Source organism: Helicobacter apodemus, from assembly GCF_000765745.2.
In the GTDB taxonomy this organism is placed as follows: domain Bacteria; phylum Campylobacterota; class Campylobacteria; order Campylobacterales; family Helicobacteraceae; genus Helicobacter_D; species Helicobacter_D apodemus.
The window spans coordinates 72,311-88,716 of sequence record NZ_JRPC02000005.1 but is presented as its reverse complement, the minus strand read 5'-3'; the positions used below and the strand labels follow the sequence as shown (position 1 = coordinate 88,716).

Annotated in this window: 15 protein-coding genes; 11 read left to right on the top strand and 4 right to left on the bottom strand. The window is 35.1% G+C overall.

Features of this window, described 5'->3' with window-relative positions; genetic code table 11:
* Positions 1–226 precede the first annotated feature (226 nt).
* Complete coding sequence (gene murD, locus LS72_RS02925; protein ID WP_034554810.1) at positions 227–1,438, top strand: UDP-N-acetylmuramoyl-L-alanine--D-glutamate ligase; 1,212 nt, start codon at positions 227–229, stop codon at positions 1,436–1,438.
* Here the strand turns inward: murD and LS72_RS02920 are convergent.
* The 3 genes from LS72_RS02920 to LS72_RS02910 are packed head-to-tail and all read right to left on the bottom strand — an operon-like array spanning position 1,431 to position 3,750.
* Positions 1,431–3,275, bottom strand: coding sequence for a primosomal protein N' (locus LS72_RS02920; RefSeq protein WP_034554811.1), 1,845 nt, complete (start codon positions 3,273–3,275; stop codon positions 1,431–1,433). The two genes, murD and LS72_RS02920, sit on opposite strands and share 8 nt — an antisense overlap.
* Positions 3,276–3,277: 2 nt before the next feature.
* The gene (locus tag LS72_RS02915; protein ID WP_034554812.1) at positions 3,278–3,517 is read right to left on the bottom strand and encodes a hypothetical protein; all 240 of its coding nucleotides are present in this window, start codon (positions 3,515–3,517) and stop codon (positions 3,278–3,280) included.
* Positions 3,517–3,750: a hypothetical protein gene (locus tag LS72_RS02910; RefSeq protein ID WP_034554813.1), complete on the bottom strand. Its 234-nt coding sequence runs from the start codon at positions 3,748–3,750 to the stop codon at positions 3,517–3,519. Before LS72_RS02910 ends, LS72_RS02915 begins: the two co-directional genes overlap by 1 nt.
* A gap of 161 nt (positions 3,751–3,911) precedes the next feature.
* Between LS72_RS02910 and uvrB the strand changes: the two genes are divergently transcribed.
* From uvrB to LS72_RS02875, 7 genes are all read left to right on the top strand, one after another.
* The gene (gene uvrB / locus LS72_RS02905; protein ID WP_034554815.1) at positions 3,912–5,888 is read left to right on the top strand and encodes an excinuclease ABC subunit UvrB; all 1,977 of its coding nucleotides are present in this window, start codon (positions 3,912–3,914) and stop codon (positions 5,886–5,888) included.
* A gap of 54 nt (positions 5,889–5,942) precedes the next feature.
* Entirely contained in the window at positions 5,943–6,191 is a 249-nt protein-coding gene (locus LS72_RS02900) for a tetratricopeptide repeat protein (RefSeq protein ID WP_194145538.1), read from the top strand.
* Positions 6,182–6,571, top strand: coding sequence for a CiaD-like domain-containing protein (locus LS72_RS02895; RefSeq protein ID WP_138154979.1), 390 nt, complete (start codon positions 6,182–6,184; stop codon positions 6,569–6,571). Before LS72_RS02900 ends, LS72_RS02895 begins: the two co-directional genes overlap by 10 nt.
* A 253-nt stretch (positions 6,572–6,824) precedes the next feature.
* On the top strand, positions 6,825–7,511 hold the full coding sequence (locus LS72_RS02890) for a response regulator transcription factor (protein WP_034552932.1): 687 nt from the start codon (positions 6,825–6,827) through the stop codon (positions 7,509–7,511).
* The gene (locus tag LS72_RS02885; protein ID WP_034552931.1) at positions 7,504–8,751 is read left to right on the top strand and encodes an ArsS family sensor histidine kinase; all 1,248 of its coding nucleotides are present in this window, start codon (positions 7,504–7,506) and stop codon (positions 8,749–8,751) included. Before LS72_RS02890 ends, LS72_RS02885 begins: the two co-directional genes overlap by 8 nt.
* Positions 8,752–8,757: 6 nt before the next feature.
* The gene (gene hemB / locus LS72_RS02880; RefSeq protein ID WP_034552930.1) at positions 8,758–9,735 is read left to right on the top strand and encodes a porphobilinogen synthase; all 978 of its coding nucleotides are present in this window, start codon (positions 8,758–8,760) and stop codon (positions 9,733–9,735) included.
* Positions 9,732–10,496, top strand: a complete 765-nt coding sequence (locus tag LS72_RS02875; protein ID WP_034552929.1) for a complement resistance protein TraT — start codon at positions 9,732–9,734, stop codon at positions 10,494–10,496. Before hemB ends, LS72_RS02875 begins: the two co-directional genes overlap by 4 nt.
* Here the strand turns inward: LS72_RS02875 and LS72_RS02870 are convergent.
* Positions 10,493–11,446 (bottom strand): RluA family pseudouridine synthase, encoded by a 954-nt coding sequence (locus LS72_RS02870; protein WP_034552928.1) that lies wholly within the window; start codon positions 11,444–11,446, stop codon positions 10,493–10,495. The two genes, LS72_RS02875 and LS72_RS02870, sit on opposite strands and share 4 nt — an antisense overlap.
* A gap of 242 nt (positions 11,447–11,688) precedes the next feature.
* Here LS72_RS02870 and LS72_RS02865 point away from each other — a divergent pair, with 242 nt between their 5' ends.
* Genes LS72_RS02865 through LS72_RS02855 form a run of 3 tightly spaced genes read left to right on the top strand, consistent with a single transcriptional unit; the run spans position 11,689 to position 16,399 of the window.
* Positions 11,689–14,370, top strand: coding sequence for a DNA methyltransferase (locus LS72_RS02865; protein ID WP_052087229.1), 2,682 nt, complete (start codon positions 11,689–11,691; stop codon positions 14,368–14,370).
* Complete coding sequence (gene purB / locus LS72_RS02860) at positions 14,364–15,701, top strand: adenylosuccinate lyase (RefSeq protein WP_034552926.1); 1,338 nt, start codon at positions 14,364–14,366, stop codon at positions 15,699–15,701. Before LS72_RS02865 ends, purB begins: the two co-directional genes overlap by 7 nt.
* Positions 15,698–16,399 carry a hypothetical protein gene (locus tag LS72_RS02855; protein ID WP_034552924.1) on the top strand — a complete coding sequence of 234 codons (702 nt, stop codon included), beginning with the start codon at positions 15,698–15,700 and terminating at the stop codon, positions 16,397–16,399. The genes purB and LS72_RS02855 overlap by 4 nt, the downstream gene beginning before the upstream one ends.
* Positions 16,400–16,406 lie beyond the last annotated feature (7 nt).

The following is a 16,406-nucleotide window of genomic DNA, read 5'->3' as shown; positions in this document are numbered from 1 at the left end:
CCCTAATATATTATTATATTAGGAGATTTAGGCATTTTTATTATGTATTTGTCATAAACTATTTTTAACATTCCTAGTATAGCATAAAATTTAAACTTTGATTTAAGTAAAGAGGATTATTTTTTAATTAACTTTTAATTTTTAGTTTAATTCTTAAATTTAGCTTTAAAGGAGCAGGGTGGGGTGAGTTAATTAGGGTATAATACTTTATTTTTAAAGAGTGCTTATGTTGATTTTGCTAGGATTTGGATTAACTAATCAAGCTATTGCTAGGAAGTTTAGCCCTTGTTTTATCTTTGATGATAATTTTAAAGAAGAAAGTCAAGATTGCTTTGGTAATACTTTGCTCCCTCCTTGTAGGCTTTTAGAAGTATTAGAAAAATACCCCAATGTTAAAGTTGTTACAAGTCCGGGTATCCCGCCTAATAATCCCCTTATTACTGCTAGTCATCCTATGAGTGAATATGATTTTTTTAGCCATTGTATGCCCTTTAGTGTGTGGATTAGTGGAACCAATGGAAAAAGCACGACTACAGAAATGCTAACCTTTCTTTTAGCCTATAAAGGGGCTATTAGTGGTGGTAATATAGGCAAACCTCTAGCGGATTTGCCCCTTAATGCGTCCATTTGGGTTTTAGAGACTAGTTCTTTTACCTTGCATTACACCCATAGGGCTAAACCTAATTTGTATTTGCTTTTGCCTATTTCAGAGGATCATATTAGTTGGCATAGTAGCTATGAGGATTATATTAAGGATAAGCTTAAGCCTCTTTTGTGTTTAAGGGATAAGGAGATTGCTATTTTGCCTAAAATGTTTGAAAACCACTCTTATGCTAAAAACTCTCTTGCTACACTTATTTTTTATGAAGATTCTCAAAGTCTTGCGGAGACTTTTGGGATAGATACGCAACGCATCGTTTTTAAAGAGCCTTTTTTGCTAGATAGTCTGCTTGCCTTAAGTGCTACTAAGATACTCTTTGATATTTTGGATTATGATTTGTTAAATACCTTTAAAATCGGGGCACATAAAATCGAAGAGTTTTATGATAGTTCGCATCGTTTATGGGTGGATGATAGCAAGGGGACGAATGTGGAAGCGACTTTAGAGGCGATTAAATGTTATGAGGATAAGCCTCTTTATCTTATCTTAGGGGGAGATGATAAAGGTGCGGATTTAACCCCACTTTTTGTGGCTATGGAGGATTTGGAGGTTAGCCTTTATGCTATTGGCTCTAATGCGGAGAAAATCGCTTCTTTAGCAAAAAGGTATCAAAAACCTTGTGTTCTTTGCCATACTTTAGAAAATGCGGTTAATGCTATTAAACAAAATCATAATTTACAAAGCGTTGCTATGCTTTCTCCTGCTGCTGCTAGTTTAGACCAATTTAGTTCCTATAAACAAAGGGGTGAGCGGTTTAAAGCCTATGTGCTTAAGTGAAATCTAGGGGGTCAATGTCTATTTCACAAGGGAAATCGCTTAAGCTTCTTAAGATACTATGCAAGGCTTTAGATTCTATACTTCGCAATAAGATAACGCATCTCCATTTGTTCGCAATCTTTTCAATGGGGGCATCACCATAGCCTACAATTTCTACTTTTTTGTGCGGAGGGAGGGTGGATAGTGCTTTTTGCATAAGTAAATGGGCTTTTTCTTTGTTTTTATGGGATATTTTAATAAGGGCTAGACGCACAAAGGGGGGATAGAGATTTTGCCGCATTTGTAGTTCTTCTTGTAGAAAGTTTTCATAATCTTGTAGGTATCGTTGAAAAAAGTCCTTTTGTAAAGTTTGGATGATGACTTTGCCGTCTTCTTTCCTGCCGCTTCTCCCTGCTAATTGATACATTAAAGCGAGGGTTTTTTCTCTTGCCCTATAATCACCCCCCTTTAGGAGATAGTCTAAGCCTAAAGCAACGCTTAAAGCAACCTTATGGTAATCATGCCCTTTGGAGAGCATTTGTGTGCCTACTAAAATATCAATTTCGTGCCGATTAAAGGATTCTAGAGTTTGGGTAAGTTGTTTTTGGGTCGTAATGGAATCCCTATCAAAACAAGCGATTTTAGCATTGGGTAAGTAGGTAGAGAGCTCTTTAGCAAACTCTTGTGTGCCAATCCTTAGGCTTTTTAGTTCGTAACCACAAGAAGGGCAAATGGATATGAGTGGGCTAACATAATGGCAGTAATGGCATTTAAGGCTAGAATCTTTTTTGTGCAAACTCATAGAAACACTGCAATATGGGCATTGTATCGTTTCTCCACAATGGCTACAAAGCAAATGCTTGAAGTTCGCCCTTGTGGGTAAGAAAACGATAGCTTGTTTGTTGGATTCTAGATTTTTTGTGAGATTTTCTATAATGAGGGGGTGAAAATAATCGTGGCTTTCACAAAAGATAAATTCCTTTTGGGAGTTATAAAAAGAGCCTTTGAGGCGGAAGATGTTTTGCTTTTGTAGGGCTTTGTAATAGGTATTTAGTGAGGGGGTGGCACTTCCTAAAAGGATTTTTATATGGTTTTGTTGTGCGAGGAATAGGGCGGTATCACGCACATTTAAACGCGGGGAGGAGGCAGATTTATAGGCGTCATCGTGTTCTTCATCTACGATGATTAGCCCAAGTTTGCTAAGGGGTAAAAAGAAGCTTGAGCGAGAGCCAGCTAGGATTCTAAGTTCGCCCTCTTTGAGCCTTTGGAGAATTCCTTGCTTTTTTTTCGTGCTAACTTTAGAATGCCAAAAGGCTATGTATTCGCCAAAGATGGCTTTAAGACGTTTTTCCATTTGTGGGGTTAAAGCAATTTCGGGCATAAGAAAAATAGCATTTTTACCCTTTTGTAGGGTTTGGTTGAGTAAGTGGATATAAATTTCTGTTTTGCCACTTCCTGTATCACCAAATAAAAGGGTGCTTTGGTTGGAGTTAATAAAGTTTAGTGCTTTACTTTGGTTTTCATTTAGGGGTTTGACTTCAAAACTAAGGAAGGGGAAGTCTTGTATGAAGTCTTGCCTAAAGGGTATGAAAACCCCAAAGCTTGAAGCATAACTGCTACAATAATAATTTGCGATAAATTCTGCAAGTTGGAATTGTGAGGGTGAAAAATATTCTTTTAGGGGTTTTAGGGGCTTACATTCAAAGTTAGGCTTTGGAATCTCTTTTAGGATAACGCCTCTAAGGCTTCTTTTAAGCAAGGGAGCTTCTACGACCTCACCAATGTTTAAAGGGGTCATGCTCTCATAAGCTAAAAGTGGAGATTTTTGTTTAAGCAGTGCAATGAGATAATAAAACAATGTTAAGAAATATTATCCGTGTTTTTTATGGTTTGTATTTTTGTGTGGGCTTGTGTTATTGCATTTTGTAGGGTATTAGAAATTTCAGAAGCCTCTAAAAAAGCCTTTAGTAAATCGCGAGGATTGATAGAACCATTTTCGTCTGTTAGTTTATGGAGTGCTTCTAGGGTAGTGGCTGAAATATCACTAGTGGGTATCTCATAATAGCGACCCGTAATGCAAACACGAAAGGTATTATCCATTATTGACCAAGGACATTTTGGATTTTGCTTAATACCGATTCTAGCTCTCTTTCTTTAGCGCTAATTTCATCATAAAGCGAACTAATTTCTGAATTTTTTGCTTCATTTTCTGCTTTTAGTAGCACGATTTGTTTGCGTAATTGTTGATTTTCCTCGCGGACTTTTTTTAGCTCATTGAGTAAATCATCAATACTTTGTAGTAATTTGTTAGAAATGTTTTGTGTCTCTTCCATTTTGCACCCTTCAAAATAAATATTGCATTTTAGCATTATTTGGTTAAGAATAGTTTAGATTATCATTTAGGGTATTAAAAATTTATCTTTGGTGGTTTTGTAAGTGAGAAATAAGCATTAAAATCTATAATTTGATGAAATTATTTTTAGAAAAGTATGGGATGCAAAAATTTATTCTTAATTCTTCTTATTCCCCAGCAGGAGACCAACCCCAAGCTATAGAAACTTTAAGTGGTTTTATAAAATCCGGAAGTATGTATCAAACGCTTATTGGCGTTACAGGAAGTGGCAAGACTTTTACTATGGCACAGATTATTCAAAAGATTCAAATGCCAACGCTTATTATGACACATAATAAAACCCTAGCAGCACAGCTTTTTAGCGAGTTTAAAGGGTTTTTTCCTAAAAATCATGTGGAGTATTTTATCTCTCATTTTGATTATTACCAACCAGAGGCTTATATACCGCGTCAAGATTTATTTATTGAAAAGGATTCAAGTATCAATGAGGAATTAGAGCGATTAAGGCTTTCTGCTACCACTTCGCTTTTGGCGTATGATGATAGCATCGTTGTAGCCTCTGTTTCGGCAAATTATGGTTTGGGGAATCCTAAAGAATATTTAGAAATGATAGAAAAATTTGAGGTTGGGAGTAGCTATATTCAAAAATCTTTACTTTTGCGGCTTGTGGATATGGGGTATAAACGCAATGATAATTTTTTTGATAGGGGAGATTTTCGTGTCAATGGGGAGGTTATTGATATTTATCCTGCTTATAGTGAAGATGAGGTTGTGCGTTTAGAGTTTTTTGGCGATGAATTAGAATCTATTACTTTTTTGGATAGTATCGATAAAAAGCCCTTAAAAAAAGTAGAATCTTTTGTGCTTTATGCGGCAAATCCTTTTATTGTGGGTGCGGATAGATTGAGTATTGCTCTAAAGGGGATTGAGGAGGAATTACATAAACGTTTGAGCTTTTTTAAAAAAGAGGGTAGGATGGTTGAATATGAGAGGCTAAAAAGTCGCACAGAGTTTGATTTAGAGATGATACAAGCCACAGGGATTTGTAAAGGAATAGAAAATTATGCTAGGCATCTAACGGGTAAAAAGCCCGGTGAAACTCCTTATTCTCTTTTGGATTATTTCGAGCAAAAAAATAAACCTTATTTACTCATTGTCGATGAATCCCATGTAAGCTTACCGCAGTTTGGGGGTATGTATGCTGGAGATAGGAGTCGTAAAGAAGTACTTGTAGAATATGGCTTTAGACTGCCTAGTGCTTTGGATAATCGTCCGCTTAAGTATGAAGAGTTTATACAAAAAGCCCCGCATTTTCTTTTCGTCTCTGCTACTCCCGCTTCAAGGGAGCTAGAATTAAGTAAAAATCATATTGCCGAGCAGCTTATTCGCCCAACAGGATTGTTAGATCCTCTTTATGAGGTTTTAGAATGTGATAATCAAGTGGAGATTCTTTATGATGAAGCTAAAAAGGTTGTTGCAAAGGGGGAACGCGTGCTTGTAACGGCTTTGACAAAGAAAATGGCAGAGGAACTAACTAAATATTATGTGGATTTAGGATTAAAAGTGCGTTATATGCATTCTGATATTGATGCTATTGAGCGTAACCAAATTATTAGGGCTTTAAGGCTTGGAGAGTTTGATATTTTAGTGGGTATTAATCTTTTGCGTGAGGGGTTAGATTTGCCAGAGGTTTCTTTAGTTGCTATTTTAGACGCTGATAAAGAGGGGTTTTTAAGGAGTGAGACAAGCCTTATCCAAACAATGGGGAGAGCTGCTAGGAATGTCAATGGGAGAGTTTTGCTCTTTGCTAACAAAATCACTGATTCTATGAAAAAAGCAATGGAGGTAACAGATTATAGGAGGAGTAAGCAAGAGGCTTTTAACAAAGAGCATAATATTGTGCCTCAAAGTGTTTCAAGAAAACTTGATGAGGATTTGAAAATGCAGGATTTAGGAATGCTTTATGAAAGAACTAAAAATAAAGAGAAAATGCCAAAGGCTGAAAGGGAGAAAATGGTTAAAGAGCTGACTAAAAAGATGCAACAAGCCGCAAAAGCTTTAGAGTTTGAAGAGGCCGCTAGGTTGCGTGATGAAATAGCAAAATTAAGAAAAATTTAGATGGAAATTATCGTTTAAATTTGCTACAATTTCTGCATAAAGGGACAAAAGATTATGAAAACATTAACACTTGCAAGTATTTATGAGATTCAAGGATATAAGCACGAAGCCACAGAAATTTATAAAACCATTTTACAAGGAGATCCTAATAATGTAGAAGCAAAAATTGCTTTAAGGCGATTAATGAGTGATCGTAAAAGTTATGGAAAGGCGGATGTAGCAATGTTAAATTTATTTGTGCAAATGGATAGTGAAGTAGAGTTTAATGAGTTTGAAAGGTGGTTATTACAAGTATGGAGTTAAAAGAAGCAATTTTACAAACTTTAGCAGAGATGGATACAAATTTAAAGAAGCCTTTAAAAGAAATGAAGTTAGAAAGAGATGAATTACTTGATGTTTTGCCAACACAAGAGGAACCTTTAAAGGAGGTAGAAGTATTGAAACCTTATCAAAGAAAAATAGAAAAGCTTAATTTTAAAGATGTTGAAGCTTTAAAGGAGATTCTTAAAAAACATTATTTAGATGAGGAAAAATTTCTTAATGCACTTCAAGAGAGAATTTTAGTTTTATTTGAGGGGCTGCAGTCTCCAAATAATAGAAATATTGAAAACAAAGTGGATATGATTTTGAATTTTTTAGAATTTACTTTAGCTATTATTGATGAAAAAAAGAATGCAAAATGAAAAAATTTTTTTTATTTACTCTTGATTTACTTTCTTTGTTTATAATTTCACCATCTCAATTGGATGAATTGAGATACAAACGAAAGTTTGTTTTTTTCTTAGAAATAAGATTTTTTCATCCACTCCTCCTTTGTTTAAGGACACTTAGTGTGAGTAAGTTCTTTGAAAGTATTATCAGTTCTAGCGGGCGTTTTCCTAAATTTTTAATGAACCCCCCTAAATACCCAATCCTCCTTTTTGTAGGGAAAACGTTATGCTAGAAGTACTGATGATAGAAGATGATTTAGAATTAGCGACCATTCTTAGCGAATATTTAAAGGCTCATAATATTAATGTTACCAATTATGATGAACCATATACGGGTATGAGTGCAATTAATACTCAACATTTTGACATCCTCCTTTTAGATTTAACACTCCCAAATTTAGATGGTCTTGAAGTTTGCAAGAGGGTCGCAAAAGAAAAGAATATCCCCATAATAATAACTTCTGCACGGTATGATATTAATGATAAAGTTTTAGGATTAGAATATGGTGCTGATGATTATCTCTCAAAACCTTATGATCCCAAAGAAATGGTAGCTAGAATCCATAGTGTGCTTCGTCGTTATAATCTAGTTAAAAAAAGCGATGAATTAGGGCTTTCTACTTATCCTTTTGTTTTGAATAAGGGAAGTAGAGAAATCTATTTTTATGATGAATTATTAGATTTAACCAAAGCAGAATATGAAATTTTGAGTTTTATGTTAGAAAATAAAAATCAAGCTCTAACAAGAGAATCTATAGCCTCTCATTCTGATTCTATTAGTCCTGATTCTGGTAATAAGAGTATTGATGTTATTGTTGGGAGATTGCGTTCTAAAATAGAAAAAAATGAAAAGAAGTATATTGTATCTGTGCGTGGAATTGGTTATAAGTTGCAATTAAAAGATAATGATTAATTCCATTTTTGTAAAAATTATTATCCTATTTGTCATTGCTATTCTTGGACTTGGTGCATTTTCTTATTATTTTGTAAATAAAGAAATTGAAAAAGAAATGCAAATGAATCAATTAAAATATACACAATTTTTAGCCACTATTCATCAACTTGTCCGTTTTAGAGGAGATATAGAGTTGATTGAAAAATATCTTAATGATCTTGATTTAGAGCTTATTGAAGACCCTAAAGTCTTGGAGGGTTTTCAAATGTATTTGATGCCTTATTTGAATCATGAAGTGCTTGCTAAGATTATTAAAAAGAAAAATAATGTTTATTTGCTTTTGCAAACTCCTAGAGAGTGGAAACTCTATGGAGATTTTCATATGAATAGGCTTTTTAATTACTATATCATTATTATTGTTGCTTTCTTTATTGTAATTTTTTTGTTTGTATTGGTTATTAAAAGTATTCTTCCGTTAAAGACTTTACGCAAAGAAATTAAAAAGTTTGCTAATGGGGAGATGGGTATTTCGTGTAAAGTTTATCAAAATGATGAAATAGGGGAATTAGCTAGGGAATTTGATAATGCGGTGCAAAAGATTAATGCCCTTAACCAATCTAGGCATCTTTTTTTGCGTACTATTATGCACGAGCTAAAAACTCCTATTACTAAGGGTAGAATTACTGCAGAGATGATTGATAATCCAATGCATAAAGAGCGACTTTGTTCTGTGTTTGAACGTTTAAATTTACTTATTAATGAGTTTGCTAAAATTGAAGAATTAAGCTCCCATAATTATTCTTTAGATAAGCAAGATTATCAATTAAGTAATATTTTAAATCAAGTTTTTACTATGCTTTTGTTAGATAAAGAGCAGGTCGAAGAATTATTTGTTTTACCTAAAGAGGATTTTATTTTGCATGTGGATTTAGAAATGATTGCTTTAGCGATAAAAAATCTTATGGATAATGCTTTGAAATATAAAAGTAAAGGTAAAGTGGAAGTAAAAGTTAAAGAGAAGGACTTAATCATTAAAAACTATGCTCCCCCACTGCCTTATAGTTTGCAAGATCTTTCTAAACCATTTTTTAAAAATAAAAAATCTGACCAAAGGGGTGGTTTAGGGCTTGGGATTTATATCATTCAAAGTATCTTAGATACACAAGGATTAGTTTTAGAGTATTTTCATTGGAATAATAAGAATAATTTTATTATAAAAAATGTAATCTTGCAGGAGATAGTTTCAAAAAGGAAATGAAGTTCTATGTTTAGGCGATTAAGGAGAGTAAGGTTTAATCCTAATATACGCACTCTTGTAAGTGAGAATAATATCCATACGCAAGATTTGATTTATCCCTTATTTGTTACCTATGGAGAAAATATTAAAAATACTATTGAGAGTATGCCTGATGTTTTTCAACTAAGTCTTGATAATATCTTAAGGGAATGCGAAACCTTAGAAGCTTTAGGGATAAACGCTATTATGTTATTTGGGATTCCAAGGATTAAAGATAGTATAGGGAGTGAAGCTTTGAGTGAAGAGGGTATTATTCCTCAAGCTGTGCGTAGTATAAAGTCAAAATTTCCTCATTTACTCATATGTGTTGATTTATGTTTTTGTGAATATACAGATCACGGGCATTGTGGGATTTTAAACCCTAAATTGCAAAGTGTGGATAATGATTTAACCCTAGAGATACTTAATCAGCAGGCTTTAATCTTAGCCCAAAGCGGGGCAGATTTGATTGCACCTAGTGGAATGATGGATGGAATGATTGAGAGTTTGCGAGAGGTTTTAGATTCTAAGGGTTTTAGTCATATACCGCTTATGAGTTATTCTACGAAGTTTGCAAGTGGGTATTATGGACCTTTTAGGGATATTGCCCAAAGCACACCAGCTTTTGGAGATAGGAGAAGCTATCAGCAAAATCCAGCCAATAGGCGAGAGGCTATTTTGGAGAGTTTAGAGGATGAGAAGCAAGGGGCGGATATTTTAATGGTAAAGCCTGCTTTAGCGTATTTAGACATTGTGCGGGATATTAGAGAGCGAACTTTATTGCCTCTAGCGGTTTATAATGTTAGTGGTGAATATGCCATGCTAAAATTCGCACAAAAAGCAGGCATTATTGATTATGAACGCGTTTTGCTTGAAACAATGGTAAGTTTTAAGAGGGCGGGGGCGGATATTGTTATTACTTATCACGCTAAAGAAATTGCAAATTTATTAAGGAGAATTTTATGATTAGAATAATTTTAGGTTTAGTGGCTCTTGTATTATTAAGTGGTTGTTTAACAACGCAAACACAAAGCAAAGTAACAATGAGTCAAAGTGTTTTTATCGACCCAGTTTCTAAGGATAAAAAGAATATTTTTGTTTCTACCCATAATACGAGCGGACAGAAAGTAGATTTAGAGAATAAGATTATTAAGGAATTATTAGCGAAGGGTTATAGCATCTCTGATGATCCCCAAAAGGCTACTTATATTTTGCAAGTCAATGTGCTTTATGTTGATGTGAAAAAAGAAAATAATGCAGCACCTGCTGGAGCAGTTGGAGGAGTTGCGGGTGCTGGAGTTGGAGCATATAACCATGGCTCTGCTACAGGAACTGTTGTTGGCGGGTTATTAGGAGCTGCTGTTGGAGCATTAGCAGGAAAGCTTATGGAGGATACAATCATTCAAATGCAGGTGGATATTAATATCCAACAAAAGATTGAAGGTGGAACGACTCGCATTAACGCAACTGCTAATCAACAAGCAGAAGTTAAAGATGGTAGAAGACACGGGTTTTTTAATAGTTTTGCTGGAGATGTAGCTCCTACGCAAGGTGGTGGTAAGCTTAATGATGACCAAATAAACTATGATAAGCAAGTTTTTAAATCGGATTTTTCCCAAAAACGGACTTCAATGTTAGCAGAGGCTACAAAGCTAAATTTGAAATTTGATGAAGTCGTGCAAGTCTTAGAGGATAAGATTGCTACACAAATTGTAGGAATATTCTAAGAATATTCGCTTTTTATTTCAAAGTTTTGGAGACTTTTGAAATGGTAAGATTGGCTTTTATAAGTAAAGCTTAAGCTATAAGCGTGGAGCATTAATCGTGTGCTATGAAAATATTGTAATCTTTTTTTTGGGCTTAAAGGGATTGATTCAATCTTGCTAATAAATTCACGGGTTAAATATTCTCTTGCATATTTATCTTCACAACCATAAAGAGGGTCTCCTAATACAGGGTATCCCGCACTTAAGAGATGGATTCTTATTTGGTGTGTTCGTCCTGTAATAGGGATAGCTTTAAGTAAGGTAGAATCTCCATAATGCCCTAGGGTTTCAAAGGTAGTCTTCGCTGTTTTAAAAGATAAGTTTTCTTTGTGTGGAATCTGTCCTAGATAAAGGGAGCGGATACTTAAATCCTCGCCCCTTTTTTGTGTGCTTATGGGGCAGTTTATACAAAAGGCTTCATAGGGAATTTGTCCTTTTGTCAGGGCTAAATATTCTTTTACAATTTTTCTTTTAGCAAACAATTCTCCTAAGGCTTTAATAGCATTTTGGTGTTTTCCAACAAGAACTAATCCGCTAGTTTCTTTGTCGATTCTATGAATAAGTGTAGCTTCTTTGCCGCAATGGAACTTTATCTCATCAATAAGACTGTAATGATGAAAATTCCCTTTTGGGTGGATTAGCATTTGGGCGGGTTTGTTAAAGAGTGCAAAATCTTCATTTTCAAAAAATGGTTTTAAACCTTGGGATAGAGGTTTGAAAAGAATAATCTCTACATAATCTTCAAGAATTTTATTTTTTTCATTGTTATTAAGGGGCTTACCTTTATAAATAACCTTTCCTTTATTAATGTGTGATTGGGCTTTAGCCATACTAAGCCCTAGATTGTGGATTAAAAATTGATAGGCTTTTATAGGTGTTTGGATAGAGAATCTTTGTCTTATAAAGGGCATTTGGCAACTTTTTAGCGGGGTTATAAAGAGAGTATTATAAGCAAAAAGCTCTAAAAAGCAAATTCTTTAAGATGCTTAAAAGTCATTTAATATTTATAAAAAGCCCTTAGGATTTACAAATCCCTTTAGATAAGTTTTGTTAGAATTTACTTCATGTATGGAAGAGGAGATTCTATGATAGAGCAAGAAGTAGAAAATGCTTTGATTTGTTATCTTTGTGTAGATTTGAATGGAGATAGCAAATGAATACTTTTGATTTTACCACTTTAGAGAATGAGGACTTTAAAGAGGATTCTGTGCGGGAGTTTATTATCGCACCATTTTTGCAAGAATTAGGCTTTGTGCTAAAAGATTCTAAGCAATCGCAAAAAAACTCTAAGCTAGAAATGGCTTTATCGCTAAAGCTTACAAGCCCCACAATAACAGGCAGTAATGAAAAAATCACTTTTACGCTCTTCCCTGATTATGCGCTATATGTGGATTCTAAACCCCATTGTGTGCTAGATGCAAAAGTCCCAAAAGTAAAGATTGATTCTCAAAGTAAGGCAGAGAGACAAGCGTTTTATTATGCAATCAACCCCGAGTTGAAAGCTCCATTTTACGCACTTTGTAATGGCAGAAGCTTCACGCTTTTTGAGACTAATGGGCAGAATCTCTTAAAAGAATTTTCTTGCGAGGAGTTGTTTAATTCTTTGAATTGTCATTCTGAGGGGTTAGCCGAAGAATCTAAAAAAGATATTTCGGCTTTGCCTCAATATAACAATAGTTTTGCATTTTTGAAGCAATACCTTACTGCTCCCACAGAATCGCTCAAGCAAACTCTAGCCCGAGATTCTAAAACGCCCAAAAAGCCTGATAGTTGGTATTTAAGCAGGGAACTACCAAGGGCAATTACAAATCCCAAAAAACAGGCAAAGGCGCATTATTTTGGCTCCACCGCCTATTTCACGCGTCAAAGTTGGGATATTGTAACCCAAAATATCAAAAACTTCACCGATGAGGGTGATGTCGTGCTAGATTCTTTTGGGGGAAGTGGCGTAACTGCGATTGAAGCGATGATGCAAGGCAGAATCGGAATTCACACCGATTTAAACCCTCTAAGCATTTTTATGATAAAGGCATTAAGTGTGAAAGTGGATTTAAGTGTGTTGCTAGACTTAAGTGAAGAGATTTTAAAAGAGTTTGAGAATCTTAAGCCTAAAAATGAAAAAGAGGCAAGGCAGATTCTAAAAGATGCGAAATATTATCCTAATGCACTAGATAGCGAGCTTGGGGAAACAGTTACTCTAAAAGAGCAAGATAGCATACTTTGGATTCCCCAAGATGAGATTTTGCCAAAGGGAAGCGATGTAAATTCTGTATTAGGGCTTTTTAGCAAAACTCAACTTGCCGAGCTTGCACTTTTAAGAAAGCTTATTTTCAAGCACACGACACCAAGTGGGAGTAAAGAAAATAGAATCCACAAAAGGAATCTGCGCTATGCTTTGATGTTGGCGTTTTATAATACATTGAGCTTAATAAATTTGACTTATCACGAAACTAAATCACGCAAAGGGAGCGCAGGTAACTATTTTGCATTTTATGGTCGTTATAGACTTGCAAAAATTCCTCATTTTTTAGATACTGTAGTAATTTATAGACAGAAAATTAAGCGTGTCATTAAAGGAAAAAGAGAATTAGAATATATGTTTTACCAAAGCTATTTTTATCCATTAAAGGGCATAATTAAGGACTTTAGCGGTGCGATGATAAACCAAAGGAAAAATATAGAAAAACAAGATTCTATCCTTGATAGAACCAATGGAGAAAAAATCTTTCAAGCAGACGCCACAGACTTAAAAGAGGTAAAATCCCAAAGTATAGATTTCATTTACACCGACTCGCCTTATGGGGCAAAGATTCCTTATTTGGATTTAAGCACGATGTGGAATGTCTGGCTAGATTTGCCTGTGGATAACGCCTTAAAAGAAAAAGAGTGCATAGAAAAGGGGAGTTTAGAAAAGAGTAGAGAGGAATACCACGTACTAATGATAGTAAGCCTTAAAGAAATGTATCGTGTGTTGAAGTGGAATCGTTGGTTAGCCTTTGTGTTTCAGCACCAAGATTATCCATTATTCCAAACACTAATAGATGAGGCACAAAATATCGGTTTTGAATATGTTGGTAGCGTAAGGCAAAACAATGGACAAACAACTTTTAAGAAAATACAAGATAAATTTTCAGTCCTTAGCGGACAACTTATAATGTATTTTAAAAAGGTGGATAATCCAAAGGCTAGAATAAAAGAGGATTTTAGCGATGATGTTATAGCCTTTGTGTTAAATCACGCAGAAATTACTATTAAGGGGATGGAGCTTGGATTTTTGCACGAGTTAGGCGATGAATGCACAGATTTAGCTGTTTTGCTTAATCAGCATTTTGATCTTGATAAAACAAGTGGCAAGTATCATATCAAAAAGGGTGAAAAATTTAAAAGTCATAAAATCCCACTTGAGAAAAGAGCAAGATATTTCTTAGTTTCTTATTTGTGCGGTGTGGAAAGACAAGGCAAAAAGGCTTATTTTGATGATACTTGCTTAGAGATTATCCCTTTGCTTAAAAATGGCGTAAGCCCTAGCGATGAACTTATTAAAGAGGTTTTGGAGGATATTGCCACTCCAAATTATGAAATAGGCGAATGGCGATTAAAAGACAAAAAGGCACACAAGGGAGCTTGTTTGACTAGTGAAAAAGAAATTGTAGAGTTTTTACTAAGGAATCTCGTAGATATAGGCGAGGGCAATAGCATAACCAAAACACTTCCAAAACTAGCAACTTTTGATGAAACTACGCAAGAATGGAATCTAAAAAGCAAAGTGCAAATATTGCAAGAGATGAGGTTAAATTATAAAAGTAAAATCAAGATAAAGGAGATTCTATGGTAGAACGATATGCGCGAGAGGAGATGAAAAAGCTTTGGGATTTAAATGCGAAATATTCCGCTTGGCTAGAAGTGGAAAAGGCACTTGTTCGTGGGTGGAATAAGCTAGGACTTGTTCCAGATAGCGATTGTGAAAAAATATGCAAGAATGCGAAGTTTGATATTGCAAGAATTGATGAGATAGAAAAGGTTACAAAGCACGATTTAATCGCCTTTACCACGAGTGTAGCGGAGAGTTTGGGTGAGGAGTCGCGTTGGGTGCATTATGGGATAACTTCAAGTGATTGCATTGATACTGCTGTGGCATTGCAAATGCGAGATTCATTAAAGATTATCTTGTGTGATGTAGAGGAGTTAAGAGAGGTGATTAAAAAACGCGCAATAGAGCATAAGCAAACACTTATGGTAGGTCGCTCTCACGGAATTCACGGCGAGCCAATTACCTTTGGACTCGTTTTAGCGATTTGGTATGATGAGCTAGGGCGACATTTAAAGGCTTTAGAATCTACTTTAGAAGTCATTTCTGTTGGGCAGTTAAGCGGAGCGATGGGGAATCTTGCCCATACACCTATGGAACTAGAGGAGATTGTTTGTGAAGATTTAGGATTGAAAGCTGCACCTGCTAGTAACCAAGTTATTCAGCGGGATAGATACGCAAGATTAATGAGTGATTTAGCCCTTTTGGCTAGTAGTTGTGAAAAAATTGCTGTTGAGGTGCGGCATTTGCAACGCACAGAAGTCTATGAAGCCGAGGAATATTTTGAAAAAGGGCAAAAAGGCAGTAGTGCAATGCCCCACAAACGCAATCCTGTGTTAAGTGAGAATATCACCGGACTTTGTCGAATGATACGCTCTTTTGTGCTTCCTGCTATGGAGAATGTCGCCCTTTGGCACGAGCGTGATATTAGCCATAGTAGCGTAGAGCGATTTATCTTGCCTGATAGCTTTATCACTACGGATTTTATGCTTATGCGTCTTAAGGGGCTTATTGAAAAGCTTGTTGTTTATCCTAAAAATATGATGAAAAACCTTAATTTAACCGGTGGGCTTGTGTTTTCACAAAGGATTCTATTAGAATTGCCTAAAAAGGGCGTATCGCGTGAAGATGCGTATAAAATCGTGCAACGCAACGCGATGAAAGTGTGGCAGGATTTACAAGAAGGCAAGGCAGCGGTGAATGAAAGAGGAGAATCATTATATTTACAGTATTTGCTTGCAGATTCTGAATTAGTGGAGATTATTGGCGAGGAAGTTATCAAGGAATGCTTTGGGTATGGTTATTATACAAAAAATGTTGATGCAATTTTTAAGCGGGTTTTTGGGGAGGGGAGATGAAGCAACTAATCGACAAGATTCTTGTAGAAAAAACTAGAGAGGGACGAAAAGACGGAGCATATTCAAGATTACTTGGTGATGAAGAGCTTGGAGCATTAATAAGTAGAATACATGCTACTTCTATTAGTGCTGGCACATTTTTAGAAAACTATATAGTTTCTGTTGCACCTAGTTTGCCACCAAATGATATACCGAAAATATTTGATAATTCCCTTAAGGAAGGTATTTTTCTTATCAATAAAAAAATTATTAAGCAATACATTACTATTTATTTAAATATGGAAAGTGTTATAGAGCCAGATTATATTATCGTAGATTGCATTCAACACTTTTTGTATGTTATAGAACTTAAAGATGGTGATAATTTTGATACGAAAAAATCTAAAGGTGAGGTGCAAAATCTTAAAACCTATTCTAAGGCACTTGCAAATAAAGTTCCTTACCCTTGGAAAATACAAATTAAAGTTTGTATGTTTAATCAAAATGATAAAACAAAAATTGTGAGTGGATTCAAATCTTGTATTACAGAAACAGAGGCAATGAGTGGAGAAGAATTTTGTCGTCTTTTGAGTATTAATAAGGCGGATATTGATAAACAAAGGAGTTTAGCCTGCGAAAAAAATATTGATTTTGTAATTGATGAGTTATTGCATATATCGGTCGTATCTCGCAAAATACATCAAAAGCTTACTCATTAGATAAGGA